Annotated in this window: 11 protein-coding genes, 1 tRNA gene, 6 rRNA genes and 1 pseudogene; 13 read left to right on the forward strand and 6 right to left on the reverse strand. The window is 43.1% G+C overall.

Annotation, left to right across the window (positions count from 1 at the left end; all coding sequences use genetic code 11):
• Window positions 1-90: 90 nt before the first annotated feature.
• From ACFCT9_RS10895 to rrf (ACFCT9_RS10925), 7 genes are all read left to right on the forward strand, one after another.
• Window positions 91-1,642, forward strand: a 16S ribosomal RNA gene (locus ACFCT9_RS10895).
• Window positions 1,643-1,887: 245 nt separating this feature from the next.
• Window positions 1,888-4,811, forward strand: a 23S ribosomal RNA gene (locus tag ACFCT9_RS10900).
• Window positions 4,812-4,882: 71 nt separating this feature from the next.
• A 5S ribosomal RNA gene (rrf, locus tag ACFCT9_RS10905) occupies window positions 4,883-4,997 on the forward strand.
• Window positions 4,998-5,234: 237 nt separating this feature from the next.
• Window positions 5,235-6,786 (forward strand): 16S ribosomal RNA (locus ACFCT9_RS10910).
• Between the two features lie 101 nt (window positions 6,787-6,887).
• Window positions 6,888-6,964 (forward strand) — tRNA-Ile (locus tag ACFCT9_RS10915).
• A gap of 157 nt (window positions 6,965-7,121) precedes the next feature.
• Window positions 7,122-10,045 (forward strand): 23S ribosomal RNA (locus ACFCT9_RS10920).
• A gap of 71 nt (window positions 10,046-10,116) precedes the next feature.
• Window positions 10,117-10,231: ribosomal RNA gene (gene rrf, locus ACFCT9_RS10925) — 5S ribosomal RNA — on the forward strand.
• The 16S, 23S and 5S rRNA genes sit together here with 1 tRNA gene alongside, the layout of an rRNA operon.
• A 104-nt stretch (window positions 10,232-10,335) precedes the next feature.
• On the opposite strand, the gene ACFCT9_RS10930 is transcribed toward rrf (ACFCT9_RS10925), so the two are convergent.
• The 3 genes from ACFCT9_RS10930 to ACFCT9_RS10940 all read right to left on the reverse strand — a co-directional run bounded on the left by ACFCT9_RS10930 (window position 10,336) and on the right by ACFCT9_RS10940 (window position 13,460).
• Window positions 10,336-11,502 (reverse strand): MFS transporter, encoded by a 1,167-nt coding sequence (locus ACFCT9_RS10930; protein ID WP_412519252.1) that lies wholly within the window; start codon window positions 11,500-11,502, stop codon window positions 10,336-10,338.
• Window positions 11,503-11,603: 101 nt separating this feature from the next.
• Complete coding sequence (locus ACFCT9_RS10935) at window positions 11,604-12,074, reverse strand: GNAT family N-acetyltransferase (RefSeq protein WP_412519253.1); 471 nt, start codon at window positions 12,072-12,074, stop codon at window positions 11,604-11,606.
• Window positions 12,075-12,092: 18 nt separating this feature from the next.
• A complete protein-coding gene (locus ACFCT9_RS10940; protein ID WP_412519255.1) occupies window positions 12,093-13,460 on the reverse strand; it encodes a PLP-dependent aminotransferase family protein in 1,368 nt (455 codons plus the stop codon).
• A 96-nt stretch (window positions 13,461-13,556) separates the two neighbouring features.
• Between ACFCT9_RS10940 and pdxS the strand changes: the two genes are divergently transcribed.
• Together pdxS and pdxT are read left to right on the forward strand one after the other, a co-directional pair.
• Window positions 13,557-14,444: a pyridoxal 5'-phosphate synthase lyase subunit PdxS gene (pdxS, locus tag ACFCT9_RS10945; protein WP_105994742.1), complete on the forward strand. Its 888-nt coding sequence runs from the start codon at window positions 13,557-13,559 to the stop codon at window positions 14,442-14,444.
• A 1-nt stretch (window position 14,445) separates the two neighbouring features.
• Complete coding sequence (pdxT, locus tag ACFCT9_RS10950) at window positions 14,446-15,024, forward strand: pyridoxal 5'-phosphate synthase glutaminase subunit PdxT (RefSeq protein ID WP_412519256.1); 579 nt, start codon at window positions 14,446-14,448, stop codon at window positions 15,022-15,024.
• 39 nt (window positions 15,025-15,063) lie between these two features.
• Here pdxT and ACFCT9_RS10955 read toward each other — a convergent pair whose 3' ends face one another.
• The 3 genes from ACFCT9_RS10955 to ACFCT9_RS10965 all read right to left on the reverse strand — a co-directional run bounded on the left by ACFCT9_RS10955 (window position 15,064) and on the right by ACFCT9_RS10965 (window position 17,322).
• Complete coding sequence (locus tag ACFCT9_RS10955) at window positions 15,064-15,549, reverse strand: GNAT family N-acetyltransferase (RefSeq protein WP_412519257.1); 486 nt, start codon at window positions 15,547-15,549, stop codon at window positions 15,064-15,066.
• A 17-nt stretch (window positions 15,550-15,566) separates the two neighbouring features.
• Window positions 15,567-16,010: an ASCH domain-containing protein gene (locus ACFCT9_RS10960; RefSeq protein ID WP_412519259.1), complete on the reverse strand. Its 444-nt coding sequence runs from the start codon at window positions 16,008-16,010 to the stop codon at window positions 15,567-15,569.
• Between the two features lie 100 nt (window positions 16,011-16,110).
• On the reverse strand, window positions 16,111-17,322 hold the full coding sequence (locus ACFCT9_RS10965; RefSeq protein WP_412519261.1) for a NupC/NupG family nucleoside CNT transporter: 1,212 nt from the start codon (window positions 17,320-17,322) through the stop codon (window positions 16,111-16,113).
• Between the two features lie 170 nt (window positions 17,323-17,492).
• On the opposite strand from ACFCT9_RS10965, the gene ACFCT9_RS10970 reads away from it, so the two are divergent.
• The 4 genes and pseudogenes from ACFCT9_RS10970 (at window position 17,493) to ACFCT9_RS10985 (ending at window position 21,963) form a co-directional block, all read left to right on the forward strand.
• On the forward strand, window positions 17,493-17,954 hold the full coding sequence (locus ACFCT9_RS10970) for a CtsR family transcriptional regulator (protein ID WP_412519263.1): 462 nt from the start codon (window positions 17,493-17,495) through the stop codon (window positions 17,952-17,954).
• 119 nt (window positions 17,955-18,073) lie between these two features.
• Window positions 18,074-18,478 (forward strand): annotated as a pseudogene (locus ACFCT9_RS10975) (UvrB/UvrC motif-containing protein); the annotation flags it as partial.
• A gap of 3 nt (window positions 18,479-18,481) precedes the next feature.
• Window positions 18,482-19,486: a protein arginine kinase gene (locus ACFCT9_RS10980; RefSeq protein WP_412519265.1), complete on the forward strand. Its 1,005-nt coding sequence runs from the start codon at window positions 18,482-18,484 to the stop codon at window positions 19,484-19,486.
• A gap of 11 nt (window positions 19,487-19,497) precedes the next feature.
• The gene (locus ACFCT9_RS10985; protein ID WP_412519266.1) at window positions 19,498-21,963 is read left to right on the forward strand and encodes an ATP-dependent Clp protease ATP-binding subunit; all 2,466 of its coding nucleotides are present in this window, start codon (window positions 19,498-19,500) and stop codon (window positions 21,961-21,963) included.
• Window positions 21,964-22,178 lie beyond the last annotated feature (215 nt).

Below are 22,178 nucleotides of genomic sequence, written 5' to 3' on the forward strand. Positions count from 1 at the left end.
ACAATATGTCAACGTTAATTCCAAATTAACAAACGTCTTAGGACGTTTTAAAACAATTAGTTTTTATGAGCTAGTCAAACATCATAAATTATTATGGAGAGTTTGATCCTGGCTCAGGATGAACGCTGGCGGCGTGCCTAATACATGCAAGTCGAGCGAACAGATAAGGAGCTTGCTCCTTTGACGTTAGCGGCGGACGGGTGAGTAACACGTGGGTAACCTACCTATAAGACTGGGATAACTCCGGGAAACCGGGGCTAATACCGGATAACACATAAAACCGCATGGTTTTATGATGAAAGACGGTTTTGCTGTCACTTATAGATGGACCCGCGGCGTATTAGCTAGTTGGTAAGGTAACGGCTTACCAAGGCAACGATACGTAGCCGACCTGAGAGGGTGATCGGCCACACTGGAACTGAGACACGGTCCAGACTCCTACGGGAGGCAGCAGTAGGGAATCTTCCGCAATGGGCGAAAGCCTGACGGAGCAACGCCGCGTGAGTGATGAAGGTCTTCGGATCGTAAAACTCTGTTATTAGGGAAGAACAAGGATGTAAGTAACTGTGCATCCCTTGACGGTACCTAATCAGAAAGCCACGGCTAACTACGTGCCAGCAGCCGCGGTAATACGTAGGTGGCAAGCGTTATCCGGAATTATTGGGCGTAAAGCGCGCGTAGGCGGTTTTTTAAGTCTGATGTGAAAGCCCACGGCTCAACCGTGGAGGGTCATTGGAAACTGGAAAACTTGAGTGCAGAAGAGGAAAGTGGAATTCCATGTGTAGCGGTGAAATGCGCAGAGATATGGAGGAACACCAGTGGCGAAGGCGACTTTCTGGTCTGCAACTGACGCTGATGTGCGAAAGCGTGGGGATCAAACAGGATTAGATACCCTGGTAGTCCACGCCGTAAACGATGAGTGCTAAGTGTTAGGGGGTTTCCGCCCCTTAGTGCTGCAGCTAACGCATTAAGCACTCCGCCTGGGGAGTACGGCCGCAAGGCTGAAACTCAAAGGAATTGACGGGGACCCGCACAAGCGGTGGAGCATGTGGTTTAATTCGAAGCAACGCGAAGAACCTTACCAAATCTTGACATCCTTTGACAACTCTAGAGATAGAGCCTTCCCCTTCGGGGGACAAAGTGACAGGTGGTGCATGGTTGTCGTCAGCTCGTGTCGTGAGATGTTGGGTTAAGTCCCGCAACGAGCGCAACCCTTAAGCTTAGTTGCCAGCATTAAGTTGGGCACTCTAAGTTGACTGCCGGTGACAAACCGGAGGAAGGTGGGGATGACGTCAAATCATCATGCCCCTTATGATTTGGGCTACACACGTGCTACAATGGACGGTACAAAGGGCAGCGAACCCGCGAGGTCAAGCAAATCCCATAAAGCCGTTCTCAGTTCGGATTGTAGTCTGCAACTCGACTACATGAAGCTGGAATCGCTAGTAATCGTAGATCAGCATGCTACGGTGAATACGTTCCCGGGTCTTGTACACACCGCCCGTCACACCACGAGAGTTTGTAACACCCGAAGCCGGTGGAGTAACCTTTTAGGAACTAGCCGTCGAAGGTGGGACAAATGATTGGGGTGAAGTCGTAACAAGGTAGCCGTATCGGAAGGTGCGGCTGGATCACCTCCTTTCTAAGGATATATTCGGAACAGTTTCGCAGGAAACTGAAACGGAATAACGTGACATATTGTATTCAGTTTTGAATGTTTATTTGAAACATTCAAAGATTGTACATTGAAAACTAGATAAGTAAGTAAAAAATAGATTTTACCAAGCAAAACCGAGTGAATTAGAGTTTTAAAAGCTTTATTCATTTAAATGAATCGCTAGTAATCAATTGCCGATGGCAAGCGATTACTCACAATATTAATAACGTGATTAAGTTATTAAGGGCGCACGGTGGATGCCTTGGCACTAGAAGCCGATGAAGGACGTTACTAACGACGATATGCTTTGGGTAGCTGTAAGTAAGCGTTGATCCAGAGATTTCCGAATGGGGGAACCCAGCACAAGTTATGTTGTGTTATCGACATGTGAATACATAGCATGTCAGAAGGCAGACGCGGAGAACTGAAACATCTTAGTACCCGCAGGAAGAGAAAGAAAAATCGATTCCCTGAGTAGCGGCGAGCGAAACGGGAAGAGCCCAAACCAATGAGCTTGCTCATTGGGGTTGTAGGACACTCTATACGGAGTTACAAAGGAATAAATTAGACGAATCACCTGGAAAGTTGAACCAGAGAAGGTAAAAGTCCTGTAGTCGAAAGTTTATTCTCTCTTGAGTGGATCCTGAGTACGACGGAGCACGTGAAATTCCGTCGGAATCTGGGAGGACCATCTCCCAAGGCTAAATACTCTCTAGTGACCGATAGTGAACCAGTACCGTGAGGGAAAGGTGAAAAGTACCCCGGAAGGGGAGTGAAAGAGAACTTGAAACCGTGTGCTTACAAGTAGTCAGAGCCCGTTAATGGGTGATGGCGTGCCTTTTGTAGAATGAACCGGCGAGTTACGATCTGATGCAAGGTTAAGCAGCAAATGTGGAGCCGCAGCGAAAGCGAGTCTGAATAGGGCGTTGAGTATTTGGTCGTAGACCCGAAACCAGGTGATCTACCCTTGGTCAGGTTGAAGTTCAGGTAACACTGAATGGAGGACCGAACCGACTTACGTTGAAAAGTGAGCGGATGAACTGAGGGTAGCGGAGAAATTCCAATCGAACCTGGAGATAGCTGGTTCTCTCCGAAATAGCTTTAGGGCTAGCCTCAAGTGATGATTGTTGGAGGTAGAGCACTGTTTGGACGAGGGGCCCCTCTCGGGTTACCGAATTCAGACAAACTCCGAATGCCAATCAATTTAACTTGGGAGTCAGAACGTGGGTGATAAGGTCCATGTTCGAAAGGGAAACAGCCCAGACCACCAGCTAAGGTCCCAAAATATATGTTAAGTGGCAAAGGATGTGGTATTGCCCAGACAACTAGGATGTTGGCTTAGAAGCAGCCATCATTTAAAGAGTGCGTAATAGCTCACTAGTCGAGTGACACTGCGCCGAAAATGTACCGGGGCTAAACATATTACCGAAGCTGTGGATTGTCCGTAGGACAATGGTAGGAGAGCGTTCTAAGTGCGTCGAAGCATGATCGCAAGGACATGTGGAGCGCTTAGAAGTGAGAATGCCGGTGTGAGTAGCGAAAGATGGGTGAGAATCCCATCCACCGATTGACTAAGGTTTCCAGAGGAAGGCTCGTCCGCTCTGGGTTAGTCGGGTCCTAAGCCGAGGCCGACAGGCGTAGGCGATGGATAACAGGTTGATATTCCTGTACCACCATTTATCGTTTTAAGCGATGGGGGGACACAGTAGGATAGGCGAAGCGTGCTGTTGGAGTGCACGTCTAAGCAGTGAGACTGAATGGTAGGCAAATCCGCCATTCTTAAGGTTGAGCTGTGATGGGGAGAGGAAACATGTTTTCCTCGAGTCGTTGATTTCACACTGTCGAGAAAAGCCTCTAGCTAGATAACTGGTGCCCGTACCGCAAACCGACACAGGTAGTCAAGATGAGAATTCTAAGGTGAGCGAGAGAACTCTCGTTAAGGAACTCGGCAAAATGACCCCGTAACTTCGGGAGAAGGGGTGCTCTTTAGGGTTCACGCTCTGAAGAGCCGCAGTGAATAGGCCCAAGCGACTGTTTATCAAAAACACAGGTCTCTGCTAAACCGTAAGGTGATGTATAGGGGCTGACGCCTGCCCGGTGCTGGAAGGTTAAGAGGAGTGGTTAGCTTCTGCGAAGCTACGAATCGAAGCCCCAGTAAACGGCGGCCGTAACTATAACGGTCCTAAGGTAGCGAAATTCCTTGTCGGGTAAGTTCCGACCCGCACGAAAGGCGTAACGATTTGGGCACTGTCTCAACGAGAGACTCGGTGAAATCATAGTACCTGTGAAGATGCAGGTTACCCGCGACAGGACGGAAAGACCCCGTGGAGCTTTACTGTAGCCTGATATTGAAATTCGGCACAGCTTGTACAGGATAGGTAGGAGCCTTAGAAACGTGAGCGCTAGCTTACGTGGAGGCGCTGGTGGGATACTACCCTAGCTGTGTTGGATTTCTAACCCGCACCATTGATCATGGTGGGAGACAGTGTCAGGCGGGCAGTTTGACTGGGGCGGTCGCCTCCTAAAGTGTAACGGAGGCGCTCAAAGGTTCCCTCAGAATGGTTGGAAATCATTCATAGAGTGTAAAGGCATAAGGGAGCTTGACTGCGAGACCTACAAGTCGAGCAGGGTCGAAAGACGGACTTAGTGATCCGGTGGTTCCGCATGGAAGGGCCATCGCTCAACGGATAAAAGCTACCCCGGGGATAACAGGCTTATCTCCCCCAAGAGTTCACATCGACGGGGAGGTTTGGCACCTCGATGTCGGCTCATCGCATCCTGGGGCTGTAGTCGGTCCCAAGGGTTGGGCTGTTCGCCCATTAAAGCGGTACGCGAGCTGGGTTCAGAACGTCGTGAGACAGTTCGGTCCCTATCCGTCGTGGGCGTAGGAAATTTGAGAGGAGCTGTCCTTAGTACGAGAGGACCGGGATGGACATACCTCTGGTGTACCAGTTGTCGTGCCAACGGCATAGCTGGGTAGCTATGTATGGACGGGATAAGTGCTGAAAGCATCTAAGCATGAAGCCCCCCTCAAGATGAGATTTCCCAACTTCGGTTATAAGATCCCTCAAAGATGATGAGGTTAATAGGTTCGGGGTGGAAGCATAGCGATATGTGGAGCTGACGAATACTAATCGATCGAAGACTTAATCAAATTTCAAGTTTTGATTGGTCGAATTGAAATTTACTTACTATCTAGTTTTGAATGTATAATACATTCCATTGTCTGGCGACAATGGCAAAGAGGTCACACCTGTTCCCATGCCGAACACAGAAGTTAAGCTCTTTAGCGCCGATGGTAGTCGGACTTACGTTCCGCAAGAGTAGGACGTTGCCAGGCAATTTCACTTATGTGACCGTGAGGTCATTTTTTTGTGAGAGAAATTGAAGGAATTAAAAAAACTTTAAAGAAAGTGTTGACTTCACTTTCGAAAAAGAGTATAATTAATTCTTGTCAGTGAAAAAAATGAACATTGAAAACTGAATGACAATATGTCAACGTTAATTCCAAATTAACAAACGTCTTAGGACGTTTTAAAACAATTAGTTTTTATGAGCTAGTCAAACATCATAAATTATTATGGAGAGTTTGATCCTGGCTCAGGATGAACGCTGGCGGCGTGCCTAATACATGCAAGTCGAGCGAACAGATAAGGAGCTTGCTCCTTTGACGTTAGCGGCGGACGGGTGAGTAACACGTGGGTAACCTACCTATAAGACTGGGATAACTCCGGGAAACCGGGGCTAATACCGGATAACACATAAAACCGCATGGTTTTATGATGAAAGACGGTTTTGCTGTCACTTATAGATGGACCCGCGGCGTATTAGCTAGTTGGTAAGGTAACGGCTTACCAAGGCAACGATACGTAGCCGACCTGAGAGGGTGATCGGCCACACTGGAACTGAGACACGGTCCAGACTCCTACGGGAGGCAGCAGTAGGGAATCTTCCGCAATGGGCGAAAGCCTGACGGAGCAACGCCGCGTGAGTGATGAAGGTCTTCGGATCGTAAAACTCTGTTATTAGGGAAGAACAAGGATGTAAGTAACTGTGCATCCCTTGACGGTACCTAATCAGAAAGCCACGGCTAACTACGTGCCAGCAGCCGCGGTAATACGTAGGTGGCAAGCGTTATCCGGAATTATTGGGCGTAAAGCGCGCGTAGGCGGTTTTTTAAGTCTGATGTGAAAGCCCACGGCTCAACCGTGGAGGGTCATTGGAAACTGGAAAACTTGAGTGCAGAAGAGGAAAGTGGAATTCCATGTGTAGCGGTGAAATGCGCAGAGATATGGAGGAACACCAGTGGCGAAGGCGACTTTCTGGTCTGCAACTGACGCTGATGTGCGAAAGCGTGGGGATCAAACAGGATTAGATACCCTGGTAGTCCACGCCGTAAACGATGAGTGCTAAGTGTTAGGGGGTTTCCGCCCCTTAGTGCTGCAGCTAACGCATTAAGCACTCCGCCTGGGGAGTACGGCCGCAAGGCTGAAACTCAAAGGAATTGACGGGGACCCGCACAAGCGGTGGAGCATGTGGTTTAATTCGAAGCAACGCGAAGAACCTTACCAAATCTTGACATCCTTTGACAACTCTAGAGATAGAGCCTTCCCCTTCGGGGGACAAAGTGACAGGTGGTGCATGGTTGTCGTCAGCTCGTGTCGTGAGATGTTGGGTTAAGTCCCGCAACGAGCGCAACCCTTAAGCTTAGTTGCCAGCATTAAGTTGGGCACTCTAAGTTGACTGCCGGTGACAAACCGGAGGAAGGTGGGGATGACGTCAAATCATCATGCCCCTTATGATTTGGGCTACACACGTGCTACAATGGACGGTACAAAGGGCAGCGAACCCGCGAGGTCAAGCAAATCCCATAAAGCCGTTCTCAGTTCGGATTGTAGTCTGCAACTCGACTACATGAAGCTGGAATCGCTAGTAATCGTAGATCAGCATGCTACGGTGAATACGTTCCCGGGTCTTGTACACACCGCCCGTCACACCACGAGAGTTTGTAACACCCGAAGCCGGTGGAGTAACCTTTTAGGAACTAGCCGTCGAAGGTGGGACAAATGATTGGGGTGAAGTCGTAACAAGGTAGCCGTATCGGAAGGTGCGGCTGGATCACCTCCTTTCTAAGGATATATTCGGAACAGTTTCGTAGGAAACTGAAACGGAATAACGTGACATATTGTATTCAGTTTTGAATGTTTATTTAAAACATTCAACGTGAGATGGGCCTATAGCTCAGCTGGTTAGAGCGCACGCCTGATAAGCGTGAGGTCGGTGGTTCGAGTCCACTTAGGCCCACCATTTTGATTATTTGTACATTGAAAACTAGATAAGTAAGTAAAATAGATTTTACCAAGCAAAACCGAGTGAATTAGAGTTTTAAAAGCTTTATTCATTTAAATGAATCGCTAGTAATCAATTGCCGATGGCAAGCGATTACTCACAATATTAATAACGTGATTAAGTTATTAAGGGCGCACGGTGGATGCCTTGGCACTAGAAGCCGATGAAGGACGTTACTAACGACGATATGCTTTGGGTAGCTGTAAGTAAGCGTTGATCCAGAGATTTCCGAATGGGGGAACCCAGCACAAGTTATGTTGTGTTATCGACATGTGAATACATAGCATGTCAGAAGGCAGACGCGGAGAACTGAAACATCTTAGTACCCGCAGGAAGAGAAAGAAAAATCGATTCCCTGAGTAGCGGCGAGCGAAACGGGAAGAGCCCAAACCAATGAGCTTGCTCATTGGGGTTGTAGGACACTCTATACGGAGTTACAAAGGAATAAATTAGACGAATCACCTGGAAAGTTGAACCAGAGAAGGTAAAAGTCCTGTAGTCGAAAGTTTATTCTCTCTTGAGTGGATCCTGAGTACGACGGAGCACGTGAAATTCCGTCGGAATCTGGGAGGACCATCTCCCAAGGCTAAATACTCTCTAGTGACCGATAGTGAACCAGTACCGTGAGGGAAAGGTGAAAAGTACCCCGGAAGGGGAGTGAAAGAGAACTTGAAACCGTGTGCTTACAAGTAGTCAGAGCCCGTTAATGGGTGATGGCGTGCCTTTTGTAGAATGAACCGGCGAGTTACGATCTGATGCAAGGTTAAGCAGCAAATGTGGAGCCGCAGCGAAAGCGAGTCTGAATAGGGCGTTGAGTATTTGGTCGTAGACCCGAAACCAGGTGATCTACCCTTGGTCAGGTTGAAGTTCAGGTAACACTGAATGGAGGACCGAACCGACTTACGTTGAAAAGTGAGCGGATGAACTGAGGGTAGCGGAGAAATTCCAATCGAACCTGGAGATAGCTGGTTCTCTCCGAAATAGCTTTAGGGCTAGCCTCAAGTGATGATTGTTGGAGGTAGAGCACTGTTTGGACGAGGGGCCCCTCTCGGGTTACCGAATTCAGACAAACTCCGAATGCCAATCAATTTAACTTGGGAGTCAGAACGTGGGTGATAAGGTCCATGTTCGAAAGGGAAACAGCCCAGACCACCAGCTAAGGTCCCAAAATATATGTTAAGTGGCAAAGGATGTGGTATTGCCCAGACAACTAGGATGTTGGCTTAGAAGCAGCCATCATTTAAAGAGTGCGTAATAGCTCACTAGTCGAGTGACACTGCGCCGAAAATGTACCGGGGCTAAACATATTACCGAAGCTGTGGATTGTCCGTAGGACAATGGTAGGAGAGCGTTCTAAGTGCGTCGAAGCATGATCGCAAGGACATGTGGAGCGCTTAGAAGTGAGAATGCCGGTGTGAGTAGCGAAAGATGGGTGAGAATCCCATCCACCGATTGACTAAGGTTTCCAGAGGAAGGCTCGTCCGCTCTGGGTTAGTCGGGTCCTAAGCCGAGGCCGACAGGCGTAGGCGATGGATAACAGGTTGATATTCCTGTACCACCATTTATCGTTTTAAGCGATGGGGGGACACAGTAGGATAGGCGAAGCGTGCTGTTGGAGTGCACGTCTAAGCAGTGAGACTGAATGGTAGGCAAATCCGCCATTCTTAAGGTTGAGCTGTGATGGGGAGAGGAAACATGTTTTCCTCGAGTCGTTGATTTCACACTGTCGAGAAAAGCCTCTAGCTAGATAACTGGTGCCCGTACCGCAAACCGACACAGGTAGTCAAGATGAGAATTCTAAGGTGAGCGAGAGAACTCTCGTTAAGGAACTCGGCAAAATGACCCCGTAACTTCGGGAGAAGGGGTGCTCTTTAGGGTTCACGCTCTGAAGAGCCGCAGTGAATAGGCCCAAGCGACTGTTTATCAAAAACACAGGTCTCTGCTAAACCGTAAGGTGATGTATAGGGGCTGACGCCTGCCCGGTGCTGGAAGGTTAAGAGGAGTGGTTAGCTTCTGCGAAGCTACGAATCGAAGCCCCAGTAAACGGCGGCCGTAACTATAACGGTCCTAAGGTAGCGAAATTCCTTGTCGGGTAAGTTCCGACCCGCACGAAAGGCGTAACGATTTGGGCACTGTCTCAACGAGAGACTCGGTGAAATCATAGTACCTGTGAAGATGCAGGTTACCCGCGACAGGACGGAAAGACCCCGTGGAGCTTTACTGTAGCCTGATATTGAAATTCGGCACAGCTTGTACAGGATAGGTAGGAGCCTTAGAAACGTGAGCGCTAGCTTACGTGGAGGCGCTGGTGGGATACTACCCTAGCTGTGTTGGATTTCTAACCCGCACCATTGATCATGGTGGGAGACAGTGTCAGGCGGGCAGTTTGACTGGGGCGGTCGCCTCCTAAAGTGTAACGGAGGCGCTCAAAGGTTCCCTCAGAATGGTTGGAAATCATTCATAGAGTGTAAAGGCATAAGGGAGCTTGACTGCGAGACCTACAAGTCGAGCAGGGTCGAAAGACGGACTTAGTGATCCGGTGGTTCCGCATGGAAGGGCCATCGCTCAACGGATAAAAGCTACCCCGGGGATAACAGGCTTATCTCCCCCAAGAGTTCACATCGACGGGGAGGTTTGGCACCTCGATGTCGGCTCATCGCATCCTGGGGCTGTAGTCGGTCCCAAGGGTTGGGCTGTTCGCCCATTAAAGCGGTACGCGAGCTGGGTTCAGAACGTCGTGAGACAGTTCGGTCCCTATCCGTCGTGGGCGTAGGAAATTTGAGAGGAGCTGTCCTTAGTACGAGAGGACCGGGATGGACATACCTCTGGTGTACCAGTTGTCGTGCCAACGGCATAGCTGGGTAGCTATGTATGGACGGGATAAGTGCTGAAAGCATCTAAGCATGAAGCCCCCCTCAAGATGAGATTTCCCAACTTCGGTTATAAGATCCCTCAAAGATGATGAGGTTAATAGGTTCGGGGTGGAAGCATAGCGATATGTGGAGCTGACGAATACTAATCGATCGAAGACTTAATCAAATTTCAAGTTTTGATTGGTCGAATTGAAATTTACTTACTATCTAGTTTTGAATGTATAATACATTCCATTGTCTGGCGACAATGGCAAAGAGGTCACACCTGTTCCCATGCCGAACACAGAAGTTAAGCTCTTTAGCGCCGATGGTAGTCGGACTTACGTTCCGCAAGAGTAGGACGTTGCCAGGCAAACATGAGATCCTGTAAAGGGTCTCTTTTTTTATATCTAATATAGGGATGTATAAATAAATCGCCCGTACTGAGTATGTTTCTCTCAGGACAGGCGATTATTTTTATGAAGTTATAGATGCTTGTTGCTTTTCGACATGAATTGAAATCATTAAAAAGATTAATCCGATAAGCGTAAGTAAAGGGGCAATCAAACTTAACGATGCGACAGGCAGGTGTGTAATGACTAATCCACCTACAAACGCACCTAATGCATTGCCTAAGTTAAAAGCGGATTGATTTAAAGTGCTTGCGAGCGTTGGCGCATCTTGTGAAATTAACGTACTTTTAAATTGAAGCGACGGGCTCATACTAAAGCCGATGACACCAAATAAAAAGATACCAAGTACCATCACAAGACCATTAAACTGCATGAAATAAAGGATTCCAAAATAGACAATGAATACTGTGAAAATCAGCTTCAAGGCTTTATTCAAATTCCAATCAGCCAACTTGCCTCCAATTAAATTACCCAACGTCACACCGACACCAAAGATAATCAACATGAATGAAATGAGATTTTCTTTAACATGTGAAACATTGATTAAGATTGAAGATATATAAGTAAAATAGGCAAAGACACTGCTGAAACCAAACAAGGTCACTGCGAGTGTCAGCCATAGACGTTTTTCTTTTAATATTTTTAGTTCATCTAATACGGATGATGCTTGGCGTTCTTTTGGATTTGGGACAAAAATCATAATACCGATTAAAGCAAGGATTCCAATCACCGCAATAATGACGAATGTCATTGACCAACCGAAGCGTTGACCGATTAGCGTTCCAAAGGGTACCCCTAAAATATTACTTAAAGAGAGGCCCATAAACATCAATGCCATTGCGCTTGCGCGATATTGCGGCAGCACCATACTTGCGGCTAAGATAGATCCAATACCGAAGAAAGAACCATGCGCAAGAGAGGTAATAATTCGGGCAGTCATCATAAAACCATAGCTGGTACTAAAAGATGATGCTAAATTTCCGATGACAAAGATCGCCATCAGTAACAACAAAAGGTATTTTCGATTTAATTTAATGGTAATCATAACCAAGATTGGGCCACCAATCGCCACACCTAATGCATAGCCTGTAATTAGTTGACCTGCTTGGCTGACAGTGACATGAAAATCACGCGCAATATTCGGCAATAAACCCATAATGACAAATTCCGTCATACCAATCGCAAATGCGCCGATCGCAAGCATCCATATCGCAATAGGGTATTTCTTCAAAAAGACACCTCCGAAAATTCGCAAATATGGACTCGATTATACGTGAATGATTCAATATCGTCAATGTACTCTGTATAGTCTTTCAAATAAAGGTGACATCATTAAATGGGGTAAGACATGACATGTTGAGGGCCGGCTGGTCCTTCTAGTACACGTTGCGTATCGATATATCCCATTTTTTGATAAACATGAATGGCTTTAGGATTTTGGAAATTAACTGAGAGTATGATTTCATTTGTATGTGGAAAATGCGTGTGTACATAGTTCGGTAATTGAGCGAGTGCTGCTTGCGCAATCCCTTGTCCTTGCATACGTTCTGTAATGGAGAAAGATTTAACTAAGATTGCGTTAGCATTTTGTGCTAAGTCTGCACACTCATCATTTTGATTTAGTCTCAGAAAGCCGACAGGACGTTGTTGGTGTAAGACAACAACAGGATATTCTCCAAAAGCTAGGTCTTCGAGTGCCGCAAAGGGTAGTAGCGCAAAAGCACTTTCTGCTTTAGCGATTGTGAATTGTGCAAGGTCTTGGTCATATTTAGAATCATATGGGACTAATTGAATGTCAGACATAGTGTGCACTCCTTTAAGTCATTTTGTCAGTGTTTGAATTAACACGTTCGTATGTGCTTCTAATTCATGATCAGGGATACCGCCGAAACCAATAATAAACTTCGGGGCTGTCTTATCATAATTTTCTTGCTTCATATAATTAATTAGTGGGATAAGTTTGACGTGGTTTTGTTTAGCACGTTCTAATACCTCATCTAAATGCATGCCATTTTGAACTGTTAATGTAAAATGCATTCCGGTCGTTGCGCCTTCGACCACTAACTGGTCTTGATAAGGTTTTAAGGCATCAAGAATATAAGTCAGTTTATGGCGGTAAACTTTACGCATTTTATTTAAATGACGATCAAAAGAACCGTTTTCCATAAATTGTGCCACTGTATACTGCATCGGTGACGGTACGGTATTGCCTTCTTTATTTGGTAAAGCATGATAATCTTGCATCAGTGTCTTAGGTAATACCATAAATGCGATACGGCAACTTGGGAACAGAGATTTAGAAAAGGTACTGATATAAATAACCTTTCCTGTCTTATCTAAACTTTGAAGTGCAGGAATAGGTTTACTGAAATAACGAAATTCTGAGTCATAATCATCTTCAATAATGAATCGGTCTTGGTGTTGTTGGGCCCAGTTGATTAATTGTGTCCGTGTTTTTAAATTCATCACATAGCCAGTCGGGAATTGATGAGAAGGTGTCACATACACGACTTGGCGATTCGAATTGAAAACTTGTGCCATTTCAATGCCTTTTTTAGTGACAGGGACTTGTTTATAATTCAGTTCTTTTTTATCCAATACTTGCTTAATAGGCGGGTAGCTTGGATATTCAATGATGTAAGAACGGTCAGTCAATATATCTGAGACTTGGTTGATTAATTGTTCTGTTGAAGATCCGATAATAATTTGTTCGGGATGACAATTCACACCGCGACTATTAAAGAGATAGTGTGCAATGGCTTGGCGCAATCTGAATTCACCTTGTTGTTCTCCAGGCTGTAAAATGTCTGGCATCGATTCATCAAAGACATCACGTGCGTATTTACGAAACTGTTGCCATGGAAAGTGCTCTGTATCTATACGAGCCAAATCAAAGCGATAGCGTGTTGTAATCTCTTTTGTTTCTTGATTAATAGTAGCGGCAGGCGCTTCTTTAGAGATAATCGGCAGCGATTCAATATCTGATACATAATAGCCTGAACGTGGTTTAGAGTAGATATAACCTTCATCTAGTAAGTACTGATAGGCGTGTTCAATCGTTGTATTACTTAAAGAATGATGCTCGGCGAGTCGTCGTTTAGATGGGAAACGGTCACCTGATTGGTATTGTCCTTCAATGATTTGTTCCTTCAGTTTTTGATAAAGTTGCATATATAAAGGTTGTTTCACTTAACTGGCCTCCTAATATTTATCGAAATTGGTCCTTTAACACTATCAGTTTATCCTTTAAACTGGATTTAATCAATGAGAAAAGGGGTATTTAGAATGTCTAAAATTGTAGGCTCAGATCGAGTAAAACGTGGAATGGCTGAAATGCAAAAAGGCGGCGTTATTATGGACGTTGTCAATGCAGAACAAGCTAAAATTGCAGAAGAAGCAGGCGCAGTAGCAGTTATGGCGCTTGAACGTGTACCATCAGATATCAGAGCAGCTGGCGGTGTTGCGCGTGCATGTAATCCTAAAATTGTTCAAGAAGTAATGGATGCTGTTTCAATCCCAGTTATGGCTAAATGCCGTATTGGACATATCACAGAAGCACGTGTATTAGAAGCGATGGGTGTAGACTACATCGATGAATCAGAAGTATTAACACCTGCTGACGAAGAATATCATTTATTAAAAAGCGACTACACAGTCCCATTCGTATGCGGTTGCCGTAACTTAGGTGAAGCAGCGCGTCGTATCGGTGAAGGTGCCGCTATGTTACGTACGAAAGGTGAACCAGGTACTGGTAACATCGTTGAAGCTGTACGTCATATGCGTCAAGTAAATTCAGAAGTGGCTAAATTAACAGTAATGCCGGATGATGAAATCATGACTTTCGCAAAAGAAATCGGTGCACCATACGAAGTCTTAAAATCAATCAAAGACAACGGCCGTTTACCAGTTGTTAACTTCGCAGCCGGTGGTGTCGCAACACCTCAAGATGCTGCATTAATGATGCAATTAGGCGCTGACGGTGTCTTCGTAGGTTCAGGTATCTTCAAATCAGAAGACCCTGAAAAATTCGCAAAAGCAATTGTTCAAGCAACAACACACTACACTGATTACGAATTAATTGGTAAATTAGCTCAAGACCTTGGTGAAGCAATGAGAGGCTTAGATGTAAATCAACTTTCATTAGAAGAACGTATGCAAGAGCGTGGCTGGTAAGATGAAAATCGGAGTTCTTGCACTACAAGGTGCAGTCCGTGAACATTTGCGCCACATTGAGCTTAGCGGCCATGAAGGTATCGCAATCAAGCGTGTTGAACAATTAGAAGAAATTGACGGCTTAATTTTGCCAGGCGGTGAATCAACGACACTCCGTCGCTTGATGAATCTATATGGTTTTAAAGAAGCACTCGTCAACTCAGATTTGCCGATGTTCGGTACATGTGCCGGCTTAATCGTCTTAGCACAAGACATTGTTGGTGAAGAAGGGTATTTAAAGAAATTAGATATCACTGTAGAACGTAATTCATTCGGACGCCAAGTAGACAGCTTTGAGTCGGAATTAGATATTAAAGGTATCGCAGAGGATATTGAAGCGGTCTTTATCAGAGCACCGCATATTGAAAAAGTAAACAGTGACAATGTAGAAGTATTAAGTACAGTCGGCGACAAAATTGTCGCAGTTAGAGAAGGTAATTATTTAGGTGTGTCTTTCCACCCTGAATTAACAGATGATTACCGTGTAACGCAGTACTTTATTGAACACATTGTTGCTGAAAGTAAAAAAGCGAGTGTATAAGTACTGAAAAAACGCGCAGCCATGACGGTTGCGCGTTTTTTAGTTTGGATATTTTTCTAAATATATTAGTCCTTCGTGATCAGGCGTACTGTTTTGATTAATATAATCATAGCCGCGCTTTCTATAGAATTGTACTGCAGTAATTGAAGCGGGGATAATGAGACGTTTTGCACGATGGTAATAAGCGTCATCTTCCAAAGTATCCATAATTAATCTTCCAATGCCTTGTTGTTGATAATCAGGTGAAACAAAAATAGAAAAGAAGCATGATTCTGTTTCACTGCCATAGTAAGGACCAATCGCACCTGTCGCAATCAATTGGTCATTCAACTTAAAGACATAAAAACTAGTTTTCTCTGCTTTATATTGAATGCTTTTTGGTGTGGTCTCTGCAACATAACTTTCAATATCTTCTTGTGGTTCATCTTTGATGTTGGTCGTTCTTAGTGTTCGACATATTAAATCTACAACCGCTTGTGTATCTGATGTTTGAAATTTACTAATTTGTATCGCATTTAAGTCCATAACTTCACCTACTTTATTTATTTAGGAAACAGACATTCAAATTCTTCACAGACCATGATTTGGTTTTCATCAAAAGTTTGATTAATGCTAGCGTATTCAGGGATGAAAAAGTCACGATGGGCGGTTCTCCAATACGATAAAGTTCGAGAACCTTCACCTTCTTTATAAGCATGTGCTTCTGACACTTCAGAGAAGGGAACTTGGTATACTTTGGTGTTTCTAATTATACAAACTGGATAATCTTGTGCATCTAGAACGATACTCAAATCATTGACTTTTGGCAGAGGTTCTTGATCCTCAATATAAAAAGCTAAACCGCTGGTTGTCGCAGTTTTGATGCCTCGTGAGACTAAATCAGCTAAGCGTGTAGCATCTACCCCGAATTGCCAAGCGGTGTAAGAGGCATCTTGATACGTTGGATATTCAGTTATAAATTTGTCCCAAAAAATATCGATATTCATCATGACACCTCCATAATTAAGAGTTACTTTACATGAAAGCGATTTAAAATGCAATATGAAAAAACGACTTCCTTTATTTAGGAAGCCGTTTCTATATAAATTACATGAATAGACCTGCGATAGCTGCAGAGATGAATGAAACAAGTGTTGCACCGAATAGTAATTTAAGACCGAAGCGTGCAACCAAGTCACCTTTTTCATTGTTTAATGATTTGATGGCACCAGAAATGATACCGATAGAACTGAAGTTTGCGAATGAAACTAAGAAGACAGATGTAATTCCGATTGCACGTTCAGATAGTCCATGCATTTTGCCTAAGTCTAACATCGCAACGAATTCATTTGATAATAATTTTGTCGCCATTAATGAACCTGCTTTAACTGCATCATCCCAAGGAATACCTGTTAAGAATGCGAATGGCGCAAAGACAAATCCGATTAATGTTTGGAAGTCCCATTTAATTGAACCGCCTGATACAGCAGTGAAGATACCGCTGACAAGACCATTAAGTAAAGCAATGATTGCGATATAACCAATTAACATTGCCCCTACAATAACCGCAACTTTAAATCCATCTAAAATGTATTCACCTAACATTTCGAAGAATGATTGTTTTTGTCCCGTTTCTTCTACTAATAATTTGTCGTCTTTTTCATCGACTGTGTATGGATTGATAATTGAAGCGATTATAAATCCACCGAATAAGTTTAATACGATTGCTGTTACAACATATTTAGGATCTAATAGTGTGAAGTATGCACCAATGATTGAAGCAGAGACCGTTGACATTGCTGAAGCAGTTAATGTATATAAACGATGCTTCGGAATGTAAGGTAATTGTTTCTTCAATGAAATGAATACCTCTGATTGACCTAAAATTGCAGCAGCAACTGCGTTATATGATTCTAAACGACCCATGCCGTTGATTTTAGAAATCAAGAAGCCTAAGCCATTAATGATTAATGGTAAGATCTTAGTGTATTGTAAGATACCGATAATCGCTGAAATGAATACGATTGGTAGTAATACATTGAAGAAGAATGGCGGTTGATCTGGATTAACGTATTTAAAGCCTCCAAATACAAAGTTAACGCCTTCAGCAGCCTTAGATAAAAGGTAGGCAAATCCTTTCGCAATGCCTCCGATGACTGTGATTCCTGCATTTGTTTTTAAAAGTACGAATGCGAAGACAAATTGAATCACAAGCAAGATACCGACATAATGCCATTTAACATTTTTCTTGTCAGAACTAAAAACAAGAGCAAGTGCTAAAAAGAAGACAATCCCTATTAAAGCAATAAGTATATGCATGTTATTTCTCATCCTTTATTTTTTATTTCACCCAATATCATACATGAAAATAAGGATTACGAACATCCTATTTTTAAGGATGTCGAAAATTTTTTAAATCATATTGGTTGAAAAAGGTCAAAGTTGGTCATATAATATAGTCAAAGAAGGTCAAAAAAGGGGTGATATCCATGCACAATATGTCCGACATCATAGAACAGTACATTAAGCATTTATTTGAAGAATCAAATAAAGATGTTGTTGAGATACAACGAGCGAATATTGCTCAACGTTTTGACTGTGTGCCTTCTCAGCTTAATTATGTTATTAAGACAAGATTCACCAATGAACACGGTTATGAAATCGAAAGTAAACGCGGTGGTGGAGGTTATATCCGAATCACTAAGGTTGAAACCAAAGATACGAAGGGTTATATTGATCACCTCTTACAAATCATCGGCGATTCAATCTCTCAACAACAAGCACATTACGTGATCGAAGGATTGCTTGATAATCAATATATCACAATACGTGAAGCTAAAATGATGCTTGCAGTAGTAGATAGAGATACGTTAAGAATGGATGTTGCTGCAAGGGACATTGTCCGCGCAAACATATTGAAACAGCTATTGCCGGTCATTAATTACTATTAATAGATAGGAGGCTGCACATGGCTGACACATTTGCACATGGAACCAAAGCAAACGCACTTAAGTCACAAGAACACAATCGAATTAAAGCACAAAGCAATGAAGAGGAACCTACATGGCAGAATAATCAAGATGACATGGAAGGCTCTTTTGTTATAAAACAAATACTTCAACATTTGGCGTCTAAGCACGGTATTCAATTAGAAGACTTGAGCGTCAGAGAAGAGAAGAAATGTCCGACTTGTCATATGACAATGAAAGATATTGCGTATAAAGGGAAGTTCGGGTGTGCACAATGTTACACTACCTTTAAAGAGGATATTGTAGATATTGTCAGACGTGTGCAAGGCGGACAGTTTGAACATGTCGGTAAAACGCCTGTGTCCTCTCAACACAAACTCGCATTAAAGAAACAAATAGAAGCTAAAAATAAATATTTACAAGAATTAATCGAACAACAAGCGTTTGAAGAAGCGGCTGTGGTTCGTGATGAAATTAAAGCACTTCAAGAAGAAAGCGAGGGATAAGACATGAGCGAACATTCAATGTACATGAGTAGTTGGATGCAGCAGAATGAAATGACGCCAGTCGTGATGTCTTCACGAATACGACTTGCGCGAAATCTCAGCAACCATGTTCATCCCTTAATGTTTACTTCTGATGTAGAAGGACAAAAAGTCATTAACGAAGTTCAAGATGCACTGCCAGATTTAAAAGTATTGAATCTGCAGACGATTTCGCACACTGAAAAATTAAAATTAGTTGCGAAGCATCTCATCAGCAAAGAATTGATAGAACAGCCGGCTTCAGCAGTATTGTTGAATGATGATGAATCATTAAGCATAATGGTAAATGAAGAGGACCACATCAGAATTCAAACGATGAGTTCAGATATGGATTTAGAAGCACTTTACCAAGAAGCTTCCGCAATAGATGATCAATTAGATAGAGCACTTGATATCAGTTTCGATGAAGACTTAGGTTATTTAACAACTTGTCCGACTAATATCGGTACAGGCATGCGTGCGAGTGTCATGTTGCACTTGCCAGGACTTTCGATCATGAAGCGTATGAATCGCATCGCACAAACGATTAACCGTTTCGGCTTTACGATTCGCGGCATATTTGGAGAAGGTTCTCAAGTTTATGGCCATATTTATCAAGTTTCAAACCAATTAACCTTGGGAAGAACTGAGGAACAGATTATTGAAACGTTAACTGAAATCGTCCAACAAATTATTGCCGAGGAAATGCAGATTCGTAAGCAATTGGATTATCATAACGTCGTTGAAATGCAAGACCGCATTTTTCGTTCGCTAGGTTTATTGCGTTACAGTCGCATTATGTCTATGGAAGAAGCTTCTACGAGACTCAGTGAAGTTAAACTGGGCATTGATTTAGGTTATATCGATTTACCAGAATTCAATTTCAATCAAATGATGGTAGCCATTCAATCACCATTCTTGATTGATGAAGCACAACAAATTTCGATTAAAGAACAAAGAGCTAATATAATTAGAGAACATATAAAATAGGAGGTTTTGCTATGTTATTCGGTAGATTAACAGAACGTGCGCAACGTGTTTTAGCACATGCACAAGAAGAAGCGATTCGTTTGAATCACTCAAATATCGGAACTGAACACTTATTGCTTGGGTTAATGAAAGAACCAGAAGGTATTGCCGCAAAAGTCTTAGAAAGTTTCGGTATTACAGAAGACCTTGTAGTAACAGAAGTAGAAAAATTAATCGGTCAAGGTCAAGAACACGTCGGCACATTGCACTATACACCAAGAGCAAAGAAAGTTATTGAACTTTCAATGGATGAAGCACGTAAATTACACCATAATTTCGTAGGTACAGAACACATTTTACTTGGCTTAATCCGTGAAAATGAAGGTGTCGCTGCACGTGTATTCGCAAACTTAGATTTAAATATTACTAAAGCGCGTGCTCAAGTTGTCAAAGCACTTGGCAGCCCTGAAATGAGCAATAAAAATGCACAAACAGCAAAATCTAATAATACACCGACACTAGATGGTTTAGCACGTGATTTAACAGTGATTGCTAAAGATGGCACATTAGATCCAGTTGTGGGACGTGACAAAGAAATCACACGCGTGATTGAAGTCTTAAGCCGTCGTACGAAAAACAACCCTGTATTAATCGGGGAACCTGGTGTAGGTAAAACAGCAATTGCTGAAGGCTTAGCACAAGCCATTGTCAATAATGAAGTTCCTGAGACATTAAAAGGTAAACGTGTGATGTCTCTAGACATGGGTACAGTGGTTGCCGGTACAAAATACCGTGGTGAATTCGAAGAAAGACTGAAAAAAGTTATGGAAGAAATTCATCAAGCAGGTAACGTCATCTTATTCATTGATGAGTTGCACACATTAATCGGTGCAGGCGGCGCTGAAGGTGCAATTGATGCATCTAATATCTTAAAACCTGCATTAGCACGTGGTGAATTACAAGCTATCGGTGCAACAACATTAGATGAGTACCGTAAACACATTGAAAAAGATGCAGCTTTAGAACGTCGTTTCCAACCTGTTCAAGTGGATGAACCGACAGTTGAAGATACAATCTTAATCTTAAAAGGATTACGTGATCGTTATGAAGCGCATCACCGTATTAATATTTCGGATGAAGCGGTTGAAGCAGCAGCACGTTTAAGTAATCGTTATGTGTCAGATCGTTTCTTACCAGATAAAGCTATCGACTTAATCGATGAAGCAAGTTCAAAAGTAAGATTGAAAAGTCATACGACACCTTCAAACTTAAAAGAAATTGAACAAGAAATCGAAAAAGTGAAAAGTGAAAAAGATGCAGCTGTGCATTCACAAGAATTCGAAAACGCTGCAAACCTTCGTGATAAACAAACAAAATTAGAAAAACAATATGAAGAAGCGAAAAATGAATGGAAAAATAAACAAGGCGGCGCAAACACAACATTAACAGAAAATGATATCGCTGAAGTGATTGCCGGCTGGACAGGTATTCCATTAACACGCTTGAATGAAACAGAATCAGAACGTCTGTTGAATTTAGAAGACACATTGCATCAACGTGTTATCGGTCAAAAAGATGCGGTCACTTCAATCAGTAAAGCAGTACGTCGTGCACGTGCGGGCTTGAAAGACCCTAAACGTCCTATCGGAAGCTTTATTTTCTTAGGACCAACAGGTGTAGGTAAAACAGAATTAGCACGCGCATTAGCTGAATCAATGTTCGGTGATGAAGATGCGATGATTCGTGTAGACATGAGTGAGTTCATGGAAAAACACGCAGTGAGTCGTTTAGTCGGAGCGCCTCCAGGCTATGTCGGCCATGATGACGGCGGTCAATTAACTGAAAAAGTAAGACGTAAACCATACTCAGTCATTCTATTTGATGAAGTAGAAAAAGCGCATCCAGATGTCTTTAACATTATGTTGCAAGTCTTAGATGATGGTTTCTTAACAGATACTAAAGGTCGTCGTGTTGACTTCCGCAACACAGTGATTATCATGACTTCAAACGTAGGTGCTCAAGAATTGCAAGACCAACGTTTCGCTGGTTTCGGCGGCGGCAAAGACGAAGGTGCAGACTACGAAACAATTCGCAGTACAATGATGAAAGAATTGAAAAATGCATTCCGTCCTGAATTCTTAAACCGTGTTGATGATATTATCGTCTTCCACAAACTAGATAAAGCTGAATTGAAAGAAATCGTAACGAAAATGGTCAGCAACCTTACAGATCGTTTATCTGAACAAGATATTAATATCGAAGTGACAGAAGCTGCGAAAGAAAAAATCGCAGAAGAAGGCTATGATCCTCAATATGGTGCACGTCCACTTATCAGAGCAATTCAAAAAACGGTTGAAGATAACTTAAGTGAGTTAATCTTAGACGGTAATCAATTAGAAGGCAAAGATGTCATCGTAGACCATAATGGCGATAAATTTGAATATAAAATCAATGACCGCCAAACGCAAGAAACTGAAGAAACAAAAACAAAAGCATAATTAACTTGATGGTTAGATGCGTGAAATAGATAAAGACTCCTTTTTAAGCAGAATGTATAACACCACTGCTTAAAAGGAGTCTTTTTATATGTTGTGATTTTGATAGTTTAAAGAGAATATAATATGTGGTTTTGAAGAAGTTTGGTATGATGAGGTTAAAGATAAGAATCAGATGATTGTGTGAAATGTGTTTTCAGGTTTAGAATAATAAATAA

Origin of the sequence: Staphylococcus simulans (assembly GCF_047037175.1) — a bacterium.
GTDB lineage: Bacteria > Bacillota > Bacilli > Staphylococcales > Staphylococcaceae > Staphylococcus > Staphylococcus simulans_C.

Coding starts and splice junctions, on each gene's coding strand:
- ACFCT9_RS10980 (WP_412519265.1), top strand. CDS start 18,482: ATGAGCGAACATTCAATGTACATGAGTAGTTGGATGCAGCAGAATGAA.
- pdxT (WP_412519256.1), top strand. CDS start 14,446: ATGAAAATCGGAGTTCTTGCACTACAAGGTGCAGTCCGTGAACATTTG.
- ACFCT9_RS10985 (WP_412519266.1), top strand. CDS start 19,498: ATGTTATTCGGTAGATTAACAGAACGTGCGCAACGTGTTTTAGCACAT.
- ACFCT9_RS10960 (WP_412519259.1), bottom strand. CDS start 16,010: ATGAATATCGATATTTTTTGGGACAAATTTATAACTGAATATCCAACG.
- pdxS (WP_105994742.1), top strand. CDS start 13,557: ATGTCTAAAATTGTAGGCTCAGATCGAGTAAAACGTGGAATGGCTGAA.
- ACFCT9_RS10935 (WP_412519253.1), bottom strand. CDS start 12,074: ATGTCTGACATTCAATTAGTCCCATATGATTCTAAATATGACCAAGAC.
- ACFCT9_RS10965 (WP_412519261.1), bottom strand. CDS start 17,322: ATGCATATACTTATTGCTTTAATAGGGATTGTCTTCTTTTTAGCACTT.
- ACFCT9_RS10970 (WP_412519263.1), top strand. CDS start 17,493: ATGCACAATATGTCCGACATCATAGAACAGTACATTAAGCATTTATTT.
- ACFCT9_RS10955 (WP_412519257.1), bottom strand. CDS start 15,549: ATGGACTTAAATGCGATACAAATTAGTAAATTTCAAACATCAGATACA.